Source organism: Desulfobacter sp. (assembly GCA_028768525.1).
Taxonomy (GTDB): Bacteria; Desulfobacterota; Desulfobacteria; order Desulfobacterales; family Desulfobacteraceae; genus Desulfobacter.
In genome coordinates, this window is the sequence record CP054837.1 from 2,380,396 (window position 1) to 2,396,562 (window position 16,167).

Annotated in this window: 15 protein-coding genes and 1 riboswitch; of the genes, 12 read left to right on the forward strand and 3 right to left on the reverse strand. The window is 56.4% G+C overall.

The window, feature by feature from the left end; translation table 11 throughout:
• Positions 1 to 24 precede the first annotated feature (24 nt).
• From HUN04_10895 to HUN04_10905, 3 genes are all read right to left on the reverse strand, one after another.
• A complete protein-coding gene (locus tag HUN04_10895) occupies positions 25 to 1,029 on the reverse strand; it encodes a patatin-like phospholipase family protein (GenBank protein ID WDP90181.1) in 1,005 nt (334 codons plus the stop codon).
• Between the two features lie 103 nt (positions 1,030 to 1,132).
• Complete coding sequence (locus HUN04_10900; protein WDP90182.1) at positions 1,133 to 1,714, reverse strand: class I SAM-dependent methyltransferase; 582 nt, start codon at positions 1,712 to 1,714, stop codon at positions 1,133 to 1,135.
• Between the two features lie 15 nt (positions 1,715 to 1,729).
• Entirely contained in the window at positions 1,730 to 2,500 is a 771-nt protein-coding gene (locus HUN04_10905) for a P-loop NTPase (GenBank protein WDP90183.1), read from the reverse strand.
• 201 nt (positions 2,501 to 2,701) lie between these two features.
• Between HUN04_10905 and HUN04_10910 the strand changes: the two genes are divergently transcribed.
• From HUN04_10910 to HUN04_10965, 12 genes are all read left to right on the forward strand, one after another.
• The gene (locus HUN04_10910) at positions 2,702 to 3,778 is read left to right on the forward strand and encodes a P1 family peptidase (GenBank protein WDP90184.1); all 1,077 of its coding nucleotides are present in this window, start codon (positions 2,702 to 2,704) and stop codon (positions 3,776 to 3,778) included.
• Positions 3,779 to 4,273: 495 nt separating this feature from the next.
• Positions 4,274 to 5,062, forward strand: a complete 789-nt coding sequence (locus tag HUN04_10915) for a PAS domain-containing protein (GenBank protein ID WDP93251.1) — start codon at positions 4,274 to 4,276, stop codon at positions 5,060 to 5,062.
• Entirely contained in the window at positions 5,055 to 5,465 is a 411-nt protein-coding gene (locus HUN04_10920; GenBank protein WDP90185.1) for an STAS domain-containing protein, read from the forward strand. The genes HUN04_10915 and HUN04_10920 overlap by 8 nt, the downstream gene beginning before the upstream one ends.
• On the forward strand, positions 5,449 to 5,859 hold the full coding sequence (locus HUN04_10925) for an anti-sigma regulatory factor (GenBank protein ID WDP90186.1): 411 nt from the start codon (positions 5,449 to 5,451) through the stop codon (positions 5,857 to 5,859). Before HUN04_10920 ends, HUN04_10925 begins: the two co-directional genes overlap by 17 nt.
• Positions 5,847 to 6,449 carry a SpoIIE family protein phosphatase gene (locus tag HUN04_10930; GenBank protein ID WDP90187.1) on the forward strand — a complete coding sequence of 201 codons (603 nt, stop codon included), beginning with the start codon at positions 5,847 to 5,849 and terminating at the stop codon, positions 6,447 to 6,449. Before HUN04_10925 ends, HUN04_10930 begins: the two co-directional genes overlap by 13 nt.
• Positions 6,446 to 9,238: a response regulator gene (locus HUN04_10935; GenBank protein WDP90188.1), complete on the forward strand. Its 2,793-nt coding sequence runs from the start codon at positions 6,446 to 6,448 to the stop codon at positions 9,236 to 9,238. The genes HUN04_10930 and HUN04_10935 overlap by 4 nt, the downstream gene beginning before the upstream one ends.
• A gap of 9 nt (positions 9,239 to 9,247) precedes the next feature.
• Entirely contained in the window at positions 9,248 to 10,339 is a 1,092-nt protein-coding gene (locus HUN04_10940) for a response regulator (GenBank protein ID WDP90189.1), read from the forward strand.
• 9 nt (positions 10,340 to 10,348) lie between these two features.
• Positions 10,349 to 11,458, forward strand: a complete 1,110-nt coding sequence (locus tag HUN04_10945; protein ID WDP90190.1) for a hybrid sensor histidine kinase/response regulator — start codon at positions 10,349 to 10,351, stop codon at positions 11,456 to 11,458.
• A gap of 309 nt (positions 11,459 to 11,767) precedes the next feature.
• Positions 11,768 to 13,486 (forward strand): GGDEF domain-containing protein, encoded by a 1,719-nt coding sequence (locus HUN04_10950; protein WDP90191.1) that lies wholly within the window; start codon positions 11,768 to 11,770, stop codon positions 13,484 to 13,486.
• A gap of 91 nt (positions 13,487 to 13,577) precedes the next feature.
• Positions 13,578 to 13,692: riboswitch (TPP riboswitch) on the forward strand.
• A gap of 53 nt (positions 13,693 to 13,745) precedes the next feature.
• Positions 13,746 to 14,492 (forward strand): ABC transporter ATP-binding protein, encoded by a 747-nt coding sequence (locus HUN04_10955; GenBank protein WDP90192.1) that lies wholly within the window; start codon positions 13,746 to 13,748, stop codon positions 14,490 to 14,492.
• Between the two features lie 61 nt (positions 14,493 to 14,553).
• On the forward strand, positions 14,554 to 15,219 hold the full coding sequence (locus tag HUN04_10960) for an ABC transporter permease (GenBank protein ID WDP93252.1): 666 nt from the start codon (positions 14,554 to 14,556) through the stop codon (positions 15,217 to 15,219).
• Between the two features lie 4 nt (positions 15,220 to 15,223).
• Entirely contained in the window at positions 15,224 to 16,162 is a 939-nt protein-coding gene (locus HUN04_10965; GenBank protein ID WDP90193.1) for an ABC transporter substrate-binding protein, read from the forward strand.
• Positions 16,163 to 16,167 lie beyond the last annotated feature (5 nt).

Genomic DNA, 16,167 nt, shown 5'->3' on the forward strand with positions numbered 1-16,167 from the left:
ACCTGAATCTGCCGGATATCAAATTCAACTGCCCCCGGCCATATCATCGATGAGCATTTTGATATCGTTGACCTTGTTCCGGGTGGCGATATACCCCTCCTCAATGGAGTGGCCCACCTGGTCGTAATCCAGCATCTTCAAATCCCCCAGCCGGGGGGTGATAAGAATATCCGGCGGGGTGACGGCAAAGTTCACCCGGGTGATCCGTTCCTGCATGATCTCAATGGCGGAATTGATCACCTGACGGGCACCGGGGGGCTTTGGCGGCTGGGCCTTTTTTTTGGCCTCAAACCGGTTCCTGATCATCTTTTCGGCCGTTTCATATTGTTTGGCCAGGCTTCTTAAAAATTCGTTGCGCACCGTCACCTGCCCCTCCACGGGTACCGGTTCAACCATTCGGTGGCGCTTTCGGGAGACCAGCCTGGAATCCAGGTTTACCGCAATGACAATATCCGAGCCCATGGCCCGGGCCACCCCCACGGGCACCGGATCCACCACCCCGCCGTCAATGAGCCAGCGGCCCTTGTAAGGCACCGGGGCAAAGAGCCCGGGATAGGACATGGACGCCCTCAGGGCCGTCAGCAGATCCCCTGAATCCAGTACCACGGGATCGCCGGACTCCATATCCACCGCCACCACTTTCAAGGGCAACTCCAGCTCTGAAAATGCCTTTTTATCCGTGTGCATGCAGAAAAGTTCCCTCAGTTTCTTATCCCCGTCCAGTAGCCCGGAACGGAGCAGGGTAAGATCGGAAAAGGAAAACATGCTCTCCCCGTCCATCTCCAGCACGTAATCCTTCAGGTTCTCCAGCCCGCCGCTGGCAAATACCGCCCCGATAAAGGCCCCCACACTGCATCCCGCCACCATGTGAATGGGAATCCCGCTGTCCTGAAGCGCCTCAATGGCCCCGATATGGGCCCATCCCCGGGACGCCCCGCTGCCCAGAACCAACCCCACTTTACAGCCGGGTGTTCTACCTTCCGTACCAGATCCTGTCTCAGATTCCGCCAACGCTGCTGACACTGCCATTAGATTTCTCCTGTAAACCAATTAAATGCCGTCATCTGACGCTCAGAATATAACGCTGAAACAAAGAAGGCAAGGCATCTGCCGCAACAGGCCGGCGGTGAACTCAATCCCCGGTTGAAACCAGGATATACGCCAGCCAGACCTCCCCTGTCTCCAGGGCGGAGGGGGTGGTGGAAAATTCTTTCACCGTCAGTCCTAACCGTTTAAACACCGGCCTTAGTGCATTGTCCTCCCAGAGGGTGAATACCCTGCCGTCCCGGGAACGGCGCTTTCCTTTCCCCTGCTTCAGGGAAAGGTAAATATGACCGCCGGGGACAAGGGCCTTAAGAAGATTCTTAAATGCCGGGGCAAGCTGTTTCCGGCCCAGGTGGACAAGGGCGCCGGAGAGCAGTATGGCATCAACGGTGATAGCGGAAAAATCATAGGTTGAAAAGTCTCCCAGAATCACAGGACAGCCGCTGGTCTCCCGGGCCAGGGCGGCCAGGTCCGGGGCCCGTTCAAATCCCGTGGGATGAAACCCCTGTTTTTTGAGCCACAAAAGATCCCGCCCCGAGCCGCAGCCCGCGTCCAGTATGCTGGCCCCCGGCGACAGGCAGCGGACAAAACCGTATAGAAAACCTGAGGGGTCCACGGATGCGGTTTTGTTGAAATAGGCATCGGCGTTTTTCTGGTAATAATCGGTCATGGCAGACAGGCCGGTTCAGGGATTCAATGCCCGGCACAGGGCATCCATTTCCGGCAGATTGCTTTCCAGAGGTTCTCCCCTGAGGGTGGCGGAAAAAACCTGGGGGGTCATGGGCAGGGCCCCTAAAAGTGCCAGGCCGTCCAGGGCCGCTTCAAGGTCCGGCAGGATATTCGGTGTGACTTTGTTGAGCACCAGGGAAAAAGGAAGACCGGCTTCCCCGGCAATGGCGGCCATGCGCCGGGACATGGTCAACGACTCGTATGAGGGATCCACCACGGCTAAAATCCGGTCGCACTGCCCGTCCAGCCGGCGGCCGAAATGCTCCAGTCCGGCGGCGGTGTCTACGATGACCCGGTCGTTCTCCTCCAAATCCAGGGCTGAAAAAAACAGGCGGAACAGATTGCCCATGGGGCAGGCGCAGCCTTCCCCGAAATGGTGGATTTTGCCGGTGGAGAGGATGCGGACTGTCCCGGATCGGGCCAGGCAGTCCCTGGTGAGTTCATTATCCTCAAGGCCTTGGATGGTCAGGGGCCCCGGAAACAGGGGGGGCGGCGCACCCAATCCGGTGCCTGCGGATCTGAGCTTCGCCTGGAACCCTTTTTTGCCCCCCAATGCGTCCATCAAAGGCTGGGGCATCTGTGTGCCCATCATTTTGTACAGCCCCATATTGGATTCATCGGCATCCACCAGGAGTACACGGCAGCCCTGTTTTTCCATGGCCTTTGCCAACAGGGCCGATACCGTGCTCTTTCCGCTGCCGCCCTTGCCGCAGATCATCAGCTTCATTGTTCCACCTCCTCCAAAGGGTTGTTCCAAAGCTCTATCACAAATCCTGGTTGAAAGAAAATCCTGTTTCCTGTCCTGCTGCCGATTATTAAGGTAATTTCCAAAGGATGGAAAGCTGGCTTTCGTGGTGTTGATCCTTTTGCTCGGATATGGCATGCTTCGGCCGGAAAAAATAAATTAAGGAACGAGAAGGGAGCCGGAATGGTCGGGACGCATACAGCCAGGAAGATGGGGATCAATCACTGGGATATTAAAACAGGGCCACGGAATCTGATCACCGATGTGCCCGGGGTGACCGTGGGACATGCCACCGTCAGCCGGGGGGATATCCGCACCGGTGTGACGGCCCTGCTGCCCCACCCGGGCAATATCTTCCGGGAAAAGCCTTTGGCCGCCGCCCATGTCATCAACGGGTTCGGCAAGTCCATGGGCCTGGTCCAGGTCAGGGAAATGGGCACCATTGAAACCCCGATCATCCTCACCAATACCCTGAGCATCGGCAGGGCTGCAGAGGCTCTCACCGCCCGGATGCTGGCCCAGAACCCCGAAATCGGCGTGACCACGGGTACGGTAAACCCCATGGTATTTGAATGCAACGACGGCCACCTCAACGATATCCGTGGGATGCATGTGACCGCAGACCACGTGGAGCAAGCCATTGACACCGCCGGAACGGACTTTCAACAGGGCGCTCTAGGGGCGGGTACGGGCATGTGTGCCTACGGTCTCAAAGGCGGCATAGGATCAGCCAGCCGCCGGTTCGCCATCGGAGATAAAAAGTTCACCCTGGGAACGATGGTGCTGACCAATATGGGAAAAACAAAGGATCTCATCATCGGCGGCCGCAGAGTGGGGCCTGAAATCGAAAGACAACTAGCCGGTGAAAAACAGGTACTGCCTGGAGAGATCCCGCCCCAGGGCTCGGTCATCGTCATCATTGCCACGGATCTGCCCCTGTCCCTGCGCCAGTTGGGACGGATCTGCCGGCGGGCCGTGACCGGCCTGGCCCTGACCGGTTCCAAAACAGATTCCGGCTCCGGGGAAATCGTCCTGGCCTTTTCAACGGCCACCCTTGTTCCCCATTTCCCCCCCGGGGATTTCATCAGTGTCCCCCAGCTCCACGACGACCGCATCAACCCGGTATTCAGGGCCGCCATCGAGGCAGTGGAAGAGGCGGTGCTCAATTCCATGTTTGCGGCGGCGGCTGTGACCGGCATCCGGGGAAACCGGGTCCATGGCCTTGCCGCCTGCATGCCCGCCCCCAAAAAATCAGATTAACAATCAGATATACATTGAAAATATAACGTCGCGGTGTTATTGAAGATATAAGTGTCGTTTCAGCATCATATTTTCAATCGGCTTAAACAGTGTAAGCCTATACAAAGCAATTTTATTCATAGTCATGGTGATGCTAACAAAATTTATTTAACATCGTCCCCGGCAGTTCCAGAAGCGAAGGAGTGAACCGCCTCGCCTGGATTTTCCGCGGCAAAAAAAAATCATTGCAGACCCTTCGGAGACCGTCACTTGAAGCGCTGGCCCGGCATCAGCGCCATTCGGGCTGAAAATTCAACAAAGGCATCCCCTCTTCAACGCCGGTCTGCACTTGGTTTTAATACCGCCCAGAAGGATGGCCTCTTTCCACAAGGCCGGGCAGAACCGATCGGATTCATAAAAAAACGGCCTGCGGGCCGGCGCACAAAACGATATTCCCAGAAGATCTAAGGAGGCCCCATGGGTGACGCACCATATTCGGCAACCGAAAACGCGGCCATGAACAGCGATCTTGCGCTTGGTATTCTCCGGCAGCTTCCAACGCCGGTCATGGCCGTGAACAAAAAACTCGAACTGACGTATGTGAATGATGCCGGCCTGAAGATGCTTGGAAAGTCCCATGATGAGATCAAAGGCCGGGCCTGCTCCGAAATTTTTGCATCCGAGCATTGTACCACCTCCAAATGCCGGATGAAATCGGTCATGGCAGGGGGGGAGGCCACCACATCCAGAAACCGGCTGACGATTGACGGCCGGGATATACCCATCGAATACACCGCCGCCGCCCTGAAGGATCCGGCAGGGGATATCGTGGGCGGGGTGGAATACCTCATCGATATCACCGAACGGGAACGCCAGGAAAAGAAACTGGCTGAACAGAGCCGGACCATCATGGAGATTTCCACGCCGGCCATCAGGCTCTGGGACCGGATTCTCATTCTTCCGGTGGTGGGGGTGGTGGACTCCCTGAGGGCCCAGCAGATGATGAACACCATGCTCAAGAAAATCATGGACACCTCCGCCAAGGTCATCATTCTGGATATCCAGGGCGTGGCGGCGGTGGATACGGCCGTGGCCAACCATTTAATCAAAATCGCCAAGGCCACCAAGCTCATGGGCTGCCGGTGCATTATCTCGGGCATTTCCCCGGCAGTGGCGGAAACCATTGTGCAGTTGGGCATTGAATTGGGGGATGTGGCCACCAATTCCACCCTCAAGGACGCCCTGGCCGATGCATTTGAGCTGATGGATTTTACCGTGATCCAAAAAGACCTCAGCCATGACTGATTACACAGACGATTTCGAATTTACCCGGGAAGGGCCGGGGGGCGCCATCCATGAAGCCAGGGGTTGCCTGGTGGTCCCTGTTGACGCCGCCTTGAATGAAGATGCCCTGGAACGCCTGGGTAAAGAAATCCTCCAACGGCTTGGGCAATCCCGGGCCAGGCAGGTGATCATTAATGTTTCCGGGGTCTCCCTTCTCAGTTCCCACGGATTCGGCATCCTTCGGGATACGGCCAGGGCCGTGGGCATGATGGGGAGTACCACTGTGTTTGCCGGATTCCAGGCCGGGGTGGTCTCCTCCCTGGTGGACCTGGATGTGGATTTCAACGGCATTTCTGCCGTGGGCACCATGGCGGAGGCCTTTGACGTAATGGAACGCCGGAACACAGATGGTTCTCCCCTTTGACCGACTGGATTTTGACCTGGCCCTGCCCTCTGACAATGCCCAGGTGGTATTCGGGGCCAGGAAAATGCTGGAACGGGCAGGATTTACCGACGCGGACCAATACCTTGTGGCATCGGCCGTATCCGAGCTGTCCACCAATATTATCCGGTATGCCGGCAAAGGCAGGATTTTACTGAGGATTATCTGCAGGGGGGAAAAAAAAGGGATTGAAGTAATTGCCCAGGACCGGGGCCCGGGTATCTGGGATGTTGATCTGGCAATGACGGAGAAACACAGCACGGGAAACGGGCTGGGGCTGGGGCTTCCCAGTGTGAAGCGGATCATGGATGAATTCGAAATCCAGTCCACCCCGGGAGGCGGCACCCGGGTCAGGGCCATAAAATGGAAGGGGTAGCCATGGCCGTCATTGACTGCCACACCATTTTCAGGGCCATGACAGGCATCCCCACAGAGTGCGGAGACATGGGCATCATCCGGGAGACGGAGACAGATTGCATGGCCTGCCTGGTGGATGCTCTGGGGCACGGTAAAACGGCCCATGGGACGGCCTGCATGGCAAAAGACTTTCTGGATGGCTGCCGGGATGAGGGACCGGCAGATATCATCAAAGGCCTGCACCGCCGGCTGAAAGGTTCCCGGGGGGCGGTGGCCGCCGCCTGCAGGCTGGATAAAAGGTCCGGAAAACTTGTGTGGTCGGGGATGGGCAATATCGATGTACGGATATACGGACCGCGGCCCAGGCGGCTGGTGGCCAGGGACGGCGTGCTGGGATATATGATCCCATCGCCGAGGGAGGAAGGCATCTCTCTTCATCGGGGGGATATCCTGGTCATGTGTTCCGACGGCATCCGGGCACACTTTGAGCCCCTGGATTATCCGGATCTCTTTTTCGGCCGGGCAAAGGACATCTGCCGGAAATTCATCCGGGATCTGTCAAAACAAGATGACGATGCATCCTGCATCGTTTTGAGGTACGGCATATGACTGAACTGGGAATACTGAAAATCAGCACCAGGGCAGGATTGAAAACCGCAGGACTCAAACTGCTGCATATGGCGGCAGGATTCGGGTTCGACCCGGTCCATGCCACCCGCCTGTCCACTGTCTTTACCGAGCTTGCCGCCCCGGGCACCTTGAACGGGGAAAAAGGGATTGAGGCAAGGATATTCATAGAGCAGACCAAGGGCAGCCGGGGCATCGGCATCTCTTTAACTTCGGACAGGGCCATGGATCAGCCGGCCTTTGCCAACCGGTTTTTCGATGCAGTGGAACCCGGGGGGGCTGACTGGGCCATCCACGGATTCAAGGCCTTTGACGACCCGGAGTATATTCCTTCTGCAGAACGGATTGAGGCCGCAAAAAAGCTTCTGGCACAGCCCTCCCGGTCTGAGCTGCTCAACGATGTGCTCCAAAAAAACAAGGCCTTGCACCGGGCCAAGGCCGAGACCGAAGCCGCCGGAGAAAAGCTTAAAGAACAGGTCCTGGAACTTTCCCGGGCCAAGCAGGCCATGACCCGCATGATGGACGACCTGGACGAGGCAAAAAAAGCCGCAGAGATGGCCACCCAGGCCAAAAGCGATTTTCTGGCCAACATGAGCCATGAAATCCGGACCCCCATGAATGCCATCATCGGCATGAACTACCTCATGTCCCAGACAGAACTGACACCCAAACAGGCGGACTACCTCAATAAAATACAGGGCTCCTCCCAGTCCCTTCTGGGCATCATCAACGACATCCTGGATTTTTCAAAAATAGAAGCCGGGAAACTGGATATGGAATATGTGGATTTCAACCTGGACGATGTCCTGGAAAACCTGGCCGGGCTGGTCCAGGCCAAAGTCCCTGAAACAGGGGAGCTGGAGGTCAATTTTGTGACCGGGCGTGAGGTGCCCCGGTTTTTAAAGGGGGACCCCCTCCGCCTGGGACAGGTCCTTGCCAACCTGACCAACAATTCCCTGAAATTCACTGAAAAGGGTGAAATTGTGGTCACCACCCGGGTGATTGAGGAAACAACCCGGCAAACCCGCCTTGAATTTTCAGTCACCGATACCGGCATCGGTATGAGCGACGAGCAGATCGGCAACCTGTTCCAGCCCTTTACCCAGGCCGACACTTCCACCACAAGGAAGTACGGGGGCACCGGCCTGGGACTCACCATCTGCCGGAACCTGGTCTCAATGATGGACGGCGACATTCTCGTGACCAGCCACCCGGGCCGGGGCAGTACATTCAAATTTACCGCGGCATTCGGCACCGGGAAAAAACGGGCGCCCCGGCGTTTTGAAAACGGCCATAACCTGCGGTACCTCAAGGTGCTTGTGGTGGATGACAATCCAACCTTCAGAAATGTCATACAGACCATGCTGGAATCCTTAAGTTTTGACGTGACCCTGGCCCCATCCGGGGAAAAAGCCCTGTCACTGGTCGGGGCCGCAACCGCCCCCTTTGACCTGGTATTCATGGATCTCCAGATGCCCGGGATGGACGGGATCGAGACCGCGGGACGAATCAAGTCCATGGTTTCCCCTGACAAACCACCCGGAATCATCATGGTGACCTCATACAGCGGGGTGGAGGTGATGAAACGTGCCGAAGCCGCCGGTATTAACGGATTCCTGGTCAAGCCTGTGAGCCCCTCCAGTCTGTTCAACTGCATTGTCCATGTATTTGACGATGACAATGCCCAGGAAAATGTCGAAGGGCCGGCAAAGAACAGGTTTGACGCGACCAATGTCCCCATGGTCTCCGGAGCATCGGTCCTGGTCGTGGAGGATAATGAGATCAACCAGCAGGTGGCAAGGGAAATCCTGGAACAGACAGGACTTAGGGTGGCAATTGCCGAGAACGGGCAGGCCGGCCTGGCAATGGTGGCTGAAGAGAAATTTGATATGGTTTTCATGGACATTCAGATGCCGGTAATGGACGGCTACACTGCCGTAAAGAAAATCCGCATGGACCCGCGGTTCAAAAAGCTGCCCATCATAGCCATGACCGCCCATGCCATGACCGGGGACCGGGAAAAAAGCCTTGATGCAGGCATGAACGACCATATCTCCAAACCCATTGACCCGGACAGGCTCTTTGCCGTGCTTCAGCGGTGGCTCAGCCCGGCACAACTGGCCGTAAAGGCGCCGGATGCCCGGGCGGAACAGGCTTTGCAGACCCTTCCCGACCTGCCCGGCCTGTCCACTGCCAAAGGGATCTCCCGCCTGGGCGGCAACCGCAAACTATACCTGGAGCTTCTGGAGAAATTCAGGCGGGATTATTCAGATGCCCGGCGTCAGATTGAGGCGGCCGCGGAAAAGGGAGATCATGAACTGGCCAGGCGGACGGCCCATTCCATTAAAGGGGTTGCCGGCAATATCGGGGCGTTTGCTCTCCAAAAGGCGGCGGCCGGCCTGGAAACGGCCGCCCGTGATAGAGACCGTGAGGCCTTCAAAAAACGAATTTCAGAATTCGGCACCTGCATGGATACGGCGCTGGCCGCCATGGCCAGAATCGGTACCGATGCAGATGAAAGCCGGGCAGAACGGCAGGGAAACAGCCCCGGCACAGAAGCCGCCCTAAAGGAAATGCTCATGGCCCTCGCCCCCTATGTCAGGAACAGGGAAGCCCGGCCGGCAAAACAGCTGGCAAAACAAATAGGGGAAAGCGCCTGGCCGGCACCCCATGCAGATGCCGTAAACACCCTTGTGAAACTCTTGTCCGGGTATAGATTCAAAGCGGCCCAGGACATTTTAACCCAACTTACAGACCAATTGAATGAATAGGGACCCCCCATGTCGGATCTGTCAAATATGCGTATACTGGTTGTGGACGATGTGGAATCCAATATTGATATCCTCATTGAAATGCTGGGGGAAGACTACCGGGTCAGCGTGGCCATGAACGGCCGTTCCGCCCTGGAGGACGTTGCCAGTATGATGCCGGACCTCATCCTGCTGGATATTATGATGCCGGATATGGACGGATATGAGGTCTGCCGGCGGCTCAAGGCCGATCGGCAGACCCGCGATATCCCGGTGGTTTTCCTCACCTCCCTCTCCGAGGAAAGCGACGAGGCCCGGGGGCTGGCCCTGGGGGCGGTGGATTATATCACCAAGCCATTCAGCAGGGAACTGGTAAAGGCCAGGGTCAACAACCACCTGGAACTCAAGCGCCACAGGGACCACCTTGAGGAACTGGTGGCCGAGCGGACCCGGGAACTGATCCTGACCCAGGATGTGACCATCGAAAGCCTGGGCACCCTGGCAGAATTCAGGGACCCTGAAACCGGCGGCCATATCAAGCGGACCCAGCACTACCTCAGGTGCCTGGCCGGCCGCCTCATGAAGGTGCCTGAATTTGCAGACCGTTTAGATGATGCCACCATAAATCTCATGATCAAATCCGCTCCCCTCCACGATATCGGCAAGGTGGGGGTGCCGGACCATATCCTGCTCAAGCCGGCCGAACTCACGGATGAGGAATATGAACAGATCAAAAAACATACGATATACGGCCGGGATGCTGTCATTGCCTCGGAAAAAAAACTGGGAGATGACTCTTTTTTAAAATGTGCCCGAAGGATGGCCTTTACCCACCATGAAAAATGGGACGGATCAGGCTACCCCCAGGGCCTGGCCGGGGAAGAGATTCCCCTCGAAGGGCGGCTCATGGCCATTGTGGATGTCTATGACGCCCTGGTCAGCAAACGGGTATACAAGTCCCCCCTGCCCCATTCCAAGGCGGTTGCCATGATAATGGAAGGCCGGGGCACCCGGTTCGACCCCCGGATTGTGGATGAATTCAAATCGGTATCCGAAGAATTCAGGCGCACCGCCCTGGAATTTGCGGAGCATGATGAGGAGCGCCAGACCCTCCTAAAATAGAGGAAAAAAATGAATGAGAAATCCCCATATGCCATCATGATCGTGGACGACATTGAATCGGAAATCGATATCCTCATGGCCTGCCTGGGCGACAGCTACCGGGTACGGGTGGCACTGGACGGCCCAAGCGCGCTTGAAGATATAAAAGAAACGCCGCCGGACCTGATCCTGTTGGACATCCTCATGCCCGGGATGGACGGCTACGAGGTCTGCCGGTTGCTCAAAGCCGATGAACGGACAAGGGAGATCCCGCTGCTCTTTGTCACCAGCCTCACCGAAGCGGAGGAAGAAACCCGGGGATTTGAACTGGGCGGTGTGGATTATATCACCAAACCCTTCAATTTCAGCGTGATCCGCGCACGGGTGAAAACCCATCTGGAGCTTGCAGAAGCCCGGAAAGGGCTTAAACGGCAGAATGCCATTCTAAAAGAAAACATCATGCTCAGGGAACAGGTGGAACATGTGACCCGCCATGATTTGAAAAACCCCCTCCAGGTCGTCATGGGTACGGCGGACATGCTCCTTTTCAGCCTGGACATGGGTACTGCCAGGGGTGAAATGACGGAAATGATCGAAAACCAGCTAAAAGCCTGCGATACCATGCTGAACATGATCAACCGCTCCATGAACCTCTATAAAATGGAAAACAATTCCTATGATCTGGTGACCCGTCCCACGGATATCATCCCGGTACTGGACCGGATATTCATAGGGGTAAACGACCTGGCGGCCCGAAAATCCCTGGCCATTAACCTGCGGATCAACAACAGGGGCCGCCTGCCCGGAGACCGTTTTGAACTGACCTGTGAGGAATTGCTCTTCTACTCCATGATGAGCAACCTGGTGCATAACGCCATGTCCGCCTCACCTGAAAATGAAATCGTCACCATCACCCTTGAAAGCAGGCCGGCTACGGTTATCACCGTTGAAAACAGGGGCGTGGTCCCCCCCCCTGTCCGGGATCGGTTTTTTGAAAAATTCGTCACTTCCGACAAGGAAAAAGGCACGGGGCTGGGCACCTATTCTGCCAAAATGATCGCAGAGATCCATGACGCCCAAATTGATATGGAAACCTCGGACGCCATGAATCTCACCATGATCACCATTAAATGGCCTTAGCGCGGCCAATGCCTTCAAAGCGACGGAGCAAAGGCCGGTTTTCATTCATTTTCCCAAAGGGTTTTACTGATGCGATTTTTTCCCATCGGGTTGAAAACCACATCCCCCCTATGTATACTGATTTCTGCCGATTCCCAGGCCACGATTGTTAAGTGCCCCATGCACCGGAACAGGTATAAATATAGAGGCATGCCATGCAAGAACAACCCATCTTCCCCGAAGGAATGCAGGCCGGCGCACGACTCATCCCTTCAGCCGTCAAAGGCCCAAGGTAAAATATTGATCCGGACAAAAAAAGGCATATATCAAATGGCGGCGCTGGTCTGGCTCCTGGTATTTTCATCAGGAAGGGCCTTTGGCATGCCCCCCCTTTATCTCGGGGATAACACCCCGGCCTATGAACTGGCCCCCCTGGTGGAAATCCTTGAGGATCCCGGTGACACCCTGACCCTAGAAGATATCAGAAAAAACAGCCATCTGCCCTTCCAGCCCAATCCCAACAATGTGATCTCCATCGGCAGATCACGGTCCGCCTTCTGGTTCAGGTTCAACCTCGTCCCAGCCGGCTCTCCCGGGGAAAAATGGTTGTTAAAAGTGGGAAAGCAGGGCATCGGCGCCCTGGACCTTTTTGTTCCCCTGGCCTCGCCAGACGGCGGAATCCGATATGAAAAAATCCAATTCGGCACCTGGCGCCCTCCCCCGGAAAACCAGATCCCTTCCAGAATGTCGGTGGTGGCCCTGCCGCCCCAATGGCACGGGCCGTCCTATTTTTACCTCAAAGTAAAAAGCGACATGTCCATCAACTTTCCGCTGAGGATCATGTCTGCCGAGGGATACATTAATGGGATTATACCCGACCTTTATGGCTTCGGCATATTGTTCGGCATTCTTCTGGGAATGATATTGTACAATCTGTCAATTTATCTTTTTCTCAGGGATACGACCTATCTGCTTTATGTCCTTTATATTTCCAGCATGTTCTGCTACCTCACCATGCTTTACGGCCATTTCGAAATGGTGTTTGATCCCGACCCGGATCAGATGCGGATACTTTTTTTTGCCGCCTCGGGCATCACCTGGTTTTTCGCCGGGGCATTCAGCCGCCTCTTTTTAAATACCAAAACCCATGCCCCTGTATTTGACAAAATCATCCTTGTCATGGTCGGCAGCAGCCTCCTGGCTGCCCTGTCGGCATTTGCGGGCTTCACCTATATTGCCCACAGATTGAACGCCCTGCTGGGAATGGTATGCCCGCCCATGGCCATTTTAGCCGCGTTACGGGTGTGGCAGAAAAAATTCGCCCCTGCCAAATATTTCCTTGCCGCCTGGTCCGTCCTTGTCACCGGCATCGTACTCTACTCCATGGGGGGCATCCTCATCCCCAGGACCCCTGTCACCGTTTATACCTTTGCCGCCGGCGCCGGGGTGGAGGCCATCCTGTTATCCCTGGCCCTGGCAGACCGGATACGGCTCCTCCAGAATGAAAAAAAAGACCTGGAAAAAAGACAAGAGCGGTTCCGGCATGAGGCCATCACCGACGGCATGACCGGCCTGTATAACCGCCGGTTTCTCATGGAAACCCTGGACAGGGATATCCGCCTGGCCCGGGACAGCCGGGCGCCACTGTCCCTGATCATGCTGGATGTGGATAATTTCAAGCATTTCAACGACACCTACGGCCATCCCGAAGGAGACAAGGTGCTCACGGCCCTGGCCGATGTGATGTTCAGGCATGTCAGAAAAAAGGACTGCCCCTGCCGGTACGGAGGGGAGGAATTTGCCGTGGTCCTGCCATTTACCGGGGAAACGGATGCCCGGGGTGTTGCCGAACGGATCAGAACCGCCTTTTCCTGCATTGTCTTCAAGCCTGGAGGGGCAAATGTCAATGCCACGGTAAGCATCGGACTGGCACAGCTGGATAAGACCGAGAATGCCCAGGCACTGATCCGCCGGGCGGACACCGCCCTTTACCGGGCCAAGCACCAGGGAAAAAACAGGGTGGTAACGCTGCCGGGTCTTGAGTCATGATCTTATTCACCCCAAGGTTTGGCATCTGATTCCGGTTCAGTTTGACATTCTCCCGGGGAACATGGTATTTTCTCCGGCAAATACAGCATCAATGGAAGGCTGGGGGAGCCGAAGGCATTCGGCTGAGAGGAGACAGAGATTCCCTGTTTCGACCCCTGGAACCTGATCCGGGTTATACCGGCGAAGGAAAGCCCTTTCCCCTCCCCCAACCCGCCATTAGAAGCTTAACGCAAAAAAATCGACATCGGAAAAAGCGGCTATGCTTGAGATTCGCGGTGCGGCAAAAGCCTTTGGCCAACACATTGTATTCTCGGATTTCGATCTGAAAATCGAGCCGGGCCGGTTTACGGTCCTGGTAGGGCCGTCGGGATGCGGGAAATCCACGCTGCTTGACGGGCTCACCGGGGTGACGGCACTGAACCGGGGTAAGATATCCTGGAAGGGGAACCCCCTGGCCAATCTCCGTGACCATGCCGCATACATGCAGCAAAAAGATCTCCTGCTGCCCTGGCTGACCCTGATGGAAAACAGCCTGCTGCCGGTACGGACCGGTAAATCCAAAAGAAATGACGGCCGGGAAGAGGCGGCAACCCTCTTTGAAAAACTGGGGTTGAAGGGCTTTGGGGGACACTACCCGGACCAGGTATCCGGGGGCATGCGCCAGCGCTGTGCCCTGGTGCGGACCCTGATGTTTGACCGTGAGCTGATCCTTTTGGACGAACCCCTCTCCGCCCTGGACGCCATCACCCGCCGGGAGCTTCAAAAGCTGCTGCTCATGCTGCAGTCGGAATTCAATAAGACCATTCTCATGATCACCCACGATATTGAAGAGGCCCTTCTGCTGGGTGACGAGATCCTTCTGCTGGGACACCGGCCCATGGCCGTGGCCGACAGGTTCACCCCCGGGCAGGCCAAGCCCAGGGATTTCAAGCACCCTGAACTTTTGAACATCAAGGCCCGTGTGCTGGACCGCCTCCAGGGGGATATCCGCCGTGAAGCGGTCTAATCTGCTGGGCCTGGTTTTAGTCCTGGGACTTCTGGGACTCTGGGAAACCGGCGTCCGCCTCATGGATGTGCCGGTATTCATCCTGCCCCTGCCCTCCCAGATTTTAAAAATCGCCCTGTCAAAGGCGGGCCTGATCGCCCCCCATGCCCTCACCACCCTGGCGGAGATCCTTTTGGGCATCGGCCTGGCCCTTGTTACGGCTGTTCCCCTGGCCATTCTCATGTTCGCCCACCCCGGCCTGGAGCGCGGTCTGGCCCCGTTTCTGGTGGCCTCCCAGGCCGTACCGGTGTTCGCCCTGGCCCCCCTGCTGGTGGTCTGGCTGGGCTACGGCATGGCCTCCAAGGTCTTTATGGCCTGGATCATCATCTTCTTTCCCATCTGCATCAGCCTGCTCTCGGGCCTGAAAAGCTGCGATCCCGAATACCGGGTGCTTTTCAGCCTCATGGGCGCCACCTTCATCCAGAAACTGCGCCTGCTGTACTGGCCCTGGGCCCTGCCCCAGTTTTTCGCAGGACTGAAGGTCGGCGTGACCGTGGCCACCATCGGGGCCGTGATCGGAGAATGGGTGGGGGCCCAGCAGGGCCTGGGGTATCTCATGATCCAGTCCAACGCCCGGCTCCAGACCGGCCTTGTTTTTGCCGCCATCCTCTGGCTGACCCTGATGGGGCTGGGCCTCTGGACTCTGGTGGGTATCATCGAAAAAAAAATTGTTAAATGGAAAGGATAAATTTATGAAAAAACGTCTGATTTTACTGCTTATGGCGATCATCTTCCTCATACCCGGGCACGGTATGGCCGGGGAAAAACTGACCCTCATGCTGGACTGGTTTCCCAACGTGGACCATCTGCCCATCTACCTGGCCCGGGAAAAGGGATTTTTTGCCGACCAGGGTATTGAGGTTGAGATCATCACCCCGTCGGAAACCTCCGACGCCCTGAAACTGGCGGCCTCGGGCAATGTGGATCTGGCCGTTTCCTACCAGCCCCAGACCATCATCGCGGCGGGCCAGGGACTTGAAATCAAGGCCGTGGCTCCGCTGGTGGTCCATCCCCTGACCACCCTGCTGTACATCGATGAATCCATCAAAACCCCTAAGGACCTGTCGGGCAAAAAAATCGGATATACCGTTCCCGGACTCATGGATGTCCTGCTCAAGGCCTTTTCGGACATCAACGGCCTGGAGGACTACACCCCGGTGAATGTGGGATTCACCATCCTGCCCGCCCTGGCATCCAAAAAAGTGGATGCGGTCATGGGGCCCTTCAAGACCTACGAAACCGTGGGCATGAAAAGACACGGGGTGAAGGCCCGGTTCTTTGAGCTGGAAAAATACGGCATGCCCGACTATGAAGAACTCATATTCGTGGCCGGTGCCAAGACCCTTGACACCAAGCCGGCCGCCGTTCACGCTTTTGTCAAAGCCATCCACAGGGCCATGGTTCAACTGGAAAAACATCCGGAACAATCATTGGAGACCTATCTTGGCGCTGTGCCCGAGGCGGACAGGGAAATTGAAACCCAGGCCTTTGCCCTGACCGCACCCTATTTTGCTGCCCCCGGCGCCGCCCATGACCCGGAACGCTGGCAGTCCTTTGCCGACTTTGCCCTTGAATACGGATTAATCAACAATAAAGTGGATGGGGCCGCCCTCATCCACAGATGGAAATAGGAGTC

Coding starts and splice junctions, on each gene's coding strand:
- HUN04_10895 (WDP90181.1), bottom strand. CDS start 1,029: ATGGCAGTGTCAGCAGCGTTGGCGGAATCTGAGACAGGATCTGGTACG.
- HUN04_10900 (WDP90182.1), bottom strand. CDS start 1,714: ATGACCGATTATTACCAGAAAAACGCCGATGCCTATTTCAACAAAACC.
- HUN04_10905 (WDP90183.1), bottom strand. CDS start 2,500: ATGAAGCTGATGATCTGCGGCAAGGGCGGCAGCGGAAAGAGCACGGTA.
- HUN04_10910 (WDP90184.1), top strand. CDS start 2,702: ATGGTCGGGACGCATACAGCCAGGAAGATGGGGATCAATCACTGGGAT.
- HUN04_10915 (WDP93251.1), top strand. CDS start 4,274: ATGAACAGCGATCTTGCGCTTGGTATTCTCCGGCAGCTTCCAACGCCG.
- HUN04_10920 (WDP90185.1), top strand. CDS start 5,055: ATGACTGATTACACAGACGATTTCGAATTTACCCGGGAAGGGCCGGGG.
- HUN04_10925 (WDP90186.1), top strand. CDS start 5,449: ATGGTTCTCCCCTTTGACCGACTGGATTTTGACCTGGCCCTGCCCTCT.
- HUN04_10930 (WDP90187.1), top strand. CDS start 5,847: ATGGAAGGGGTAGCCATGGCCGTCATTGACTGCCACACCATTTTCAGG.
- HUN04_10935 (WDP90188.1), top strand. CDS start 6,446: ATGACTGAACTGGGAATACTGAAAATCAGCACCAGGGCAGGATTGAAA.
- HUN04_10940 (WDP90189.1), top strand. CDS start 9,248: ATGTCGGATCTGTCAAATATGCGTATACTGGTTGTGGACGATGTGGAA.
- HUN04_10945 (WDP90190.1), top strand. CDS start 10,349: ATGAATGAGAAATCCCCATATGCCATCATGATCGTGGACGACATTGAA.
- HUN04_10950 (WDP90191.1), top strand. CDS start 11,768: ATGGCGGCGCTGGTCTGGCTCCTGGTATTTTCATCAGGAAGGGCCTTT.
- HUN04_10955 (WDP90192.1), top strand. CDS start 13,746: ATGCTTGAGATTCGCGGTGCGGCAAAAGCCTTTGGCCAACACATTGTA.
- HUN04_10960 (WDP93252.1), top strand. CDS start 14,554: ATGGATGTGCCGGTATTCATCCTGCCCCTGCCCTCCCAGATTTTAAAA.
- HUN04_10965 (WDP90193.1), top strand. CDS start 15,224: ATGAAAAAACGTCTGATTTTACTGCTTATGGCGATCATCTTCCTCATA.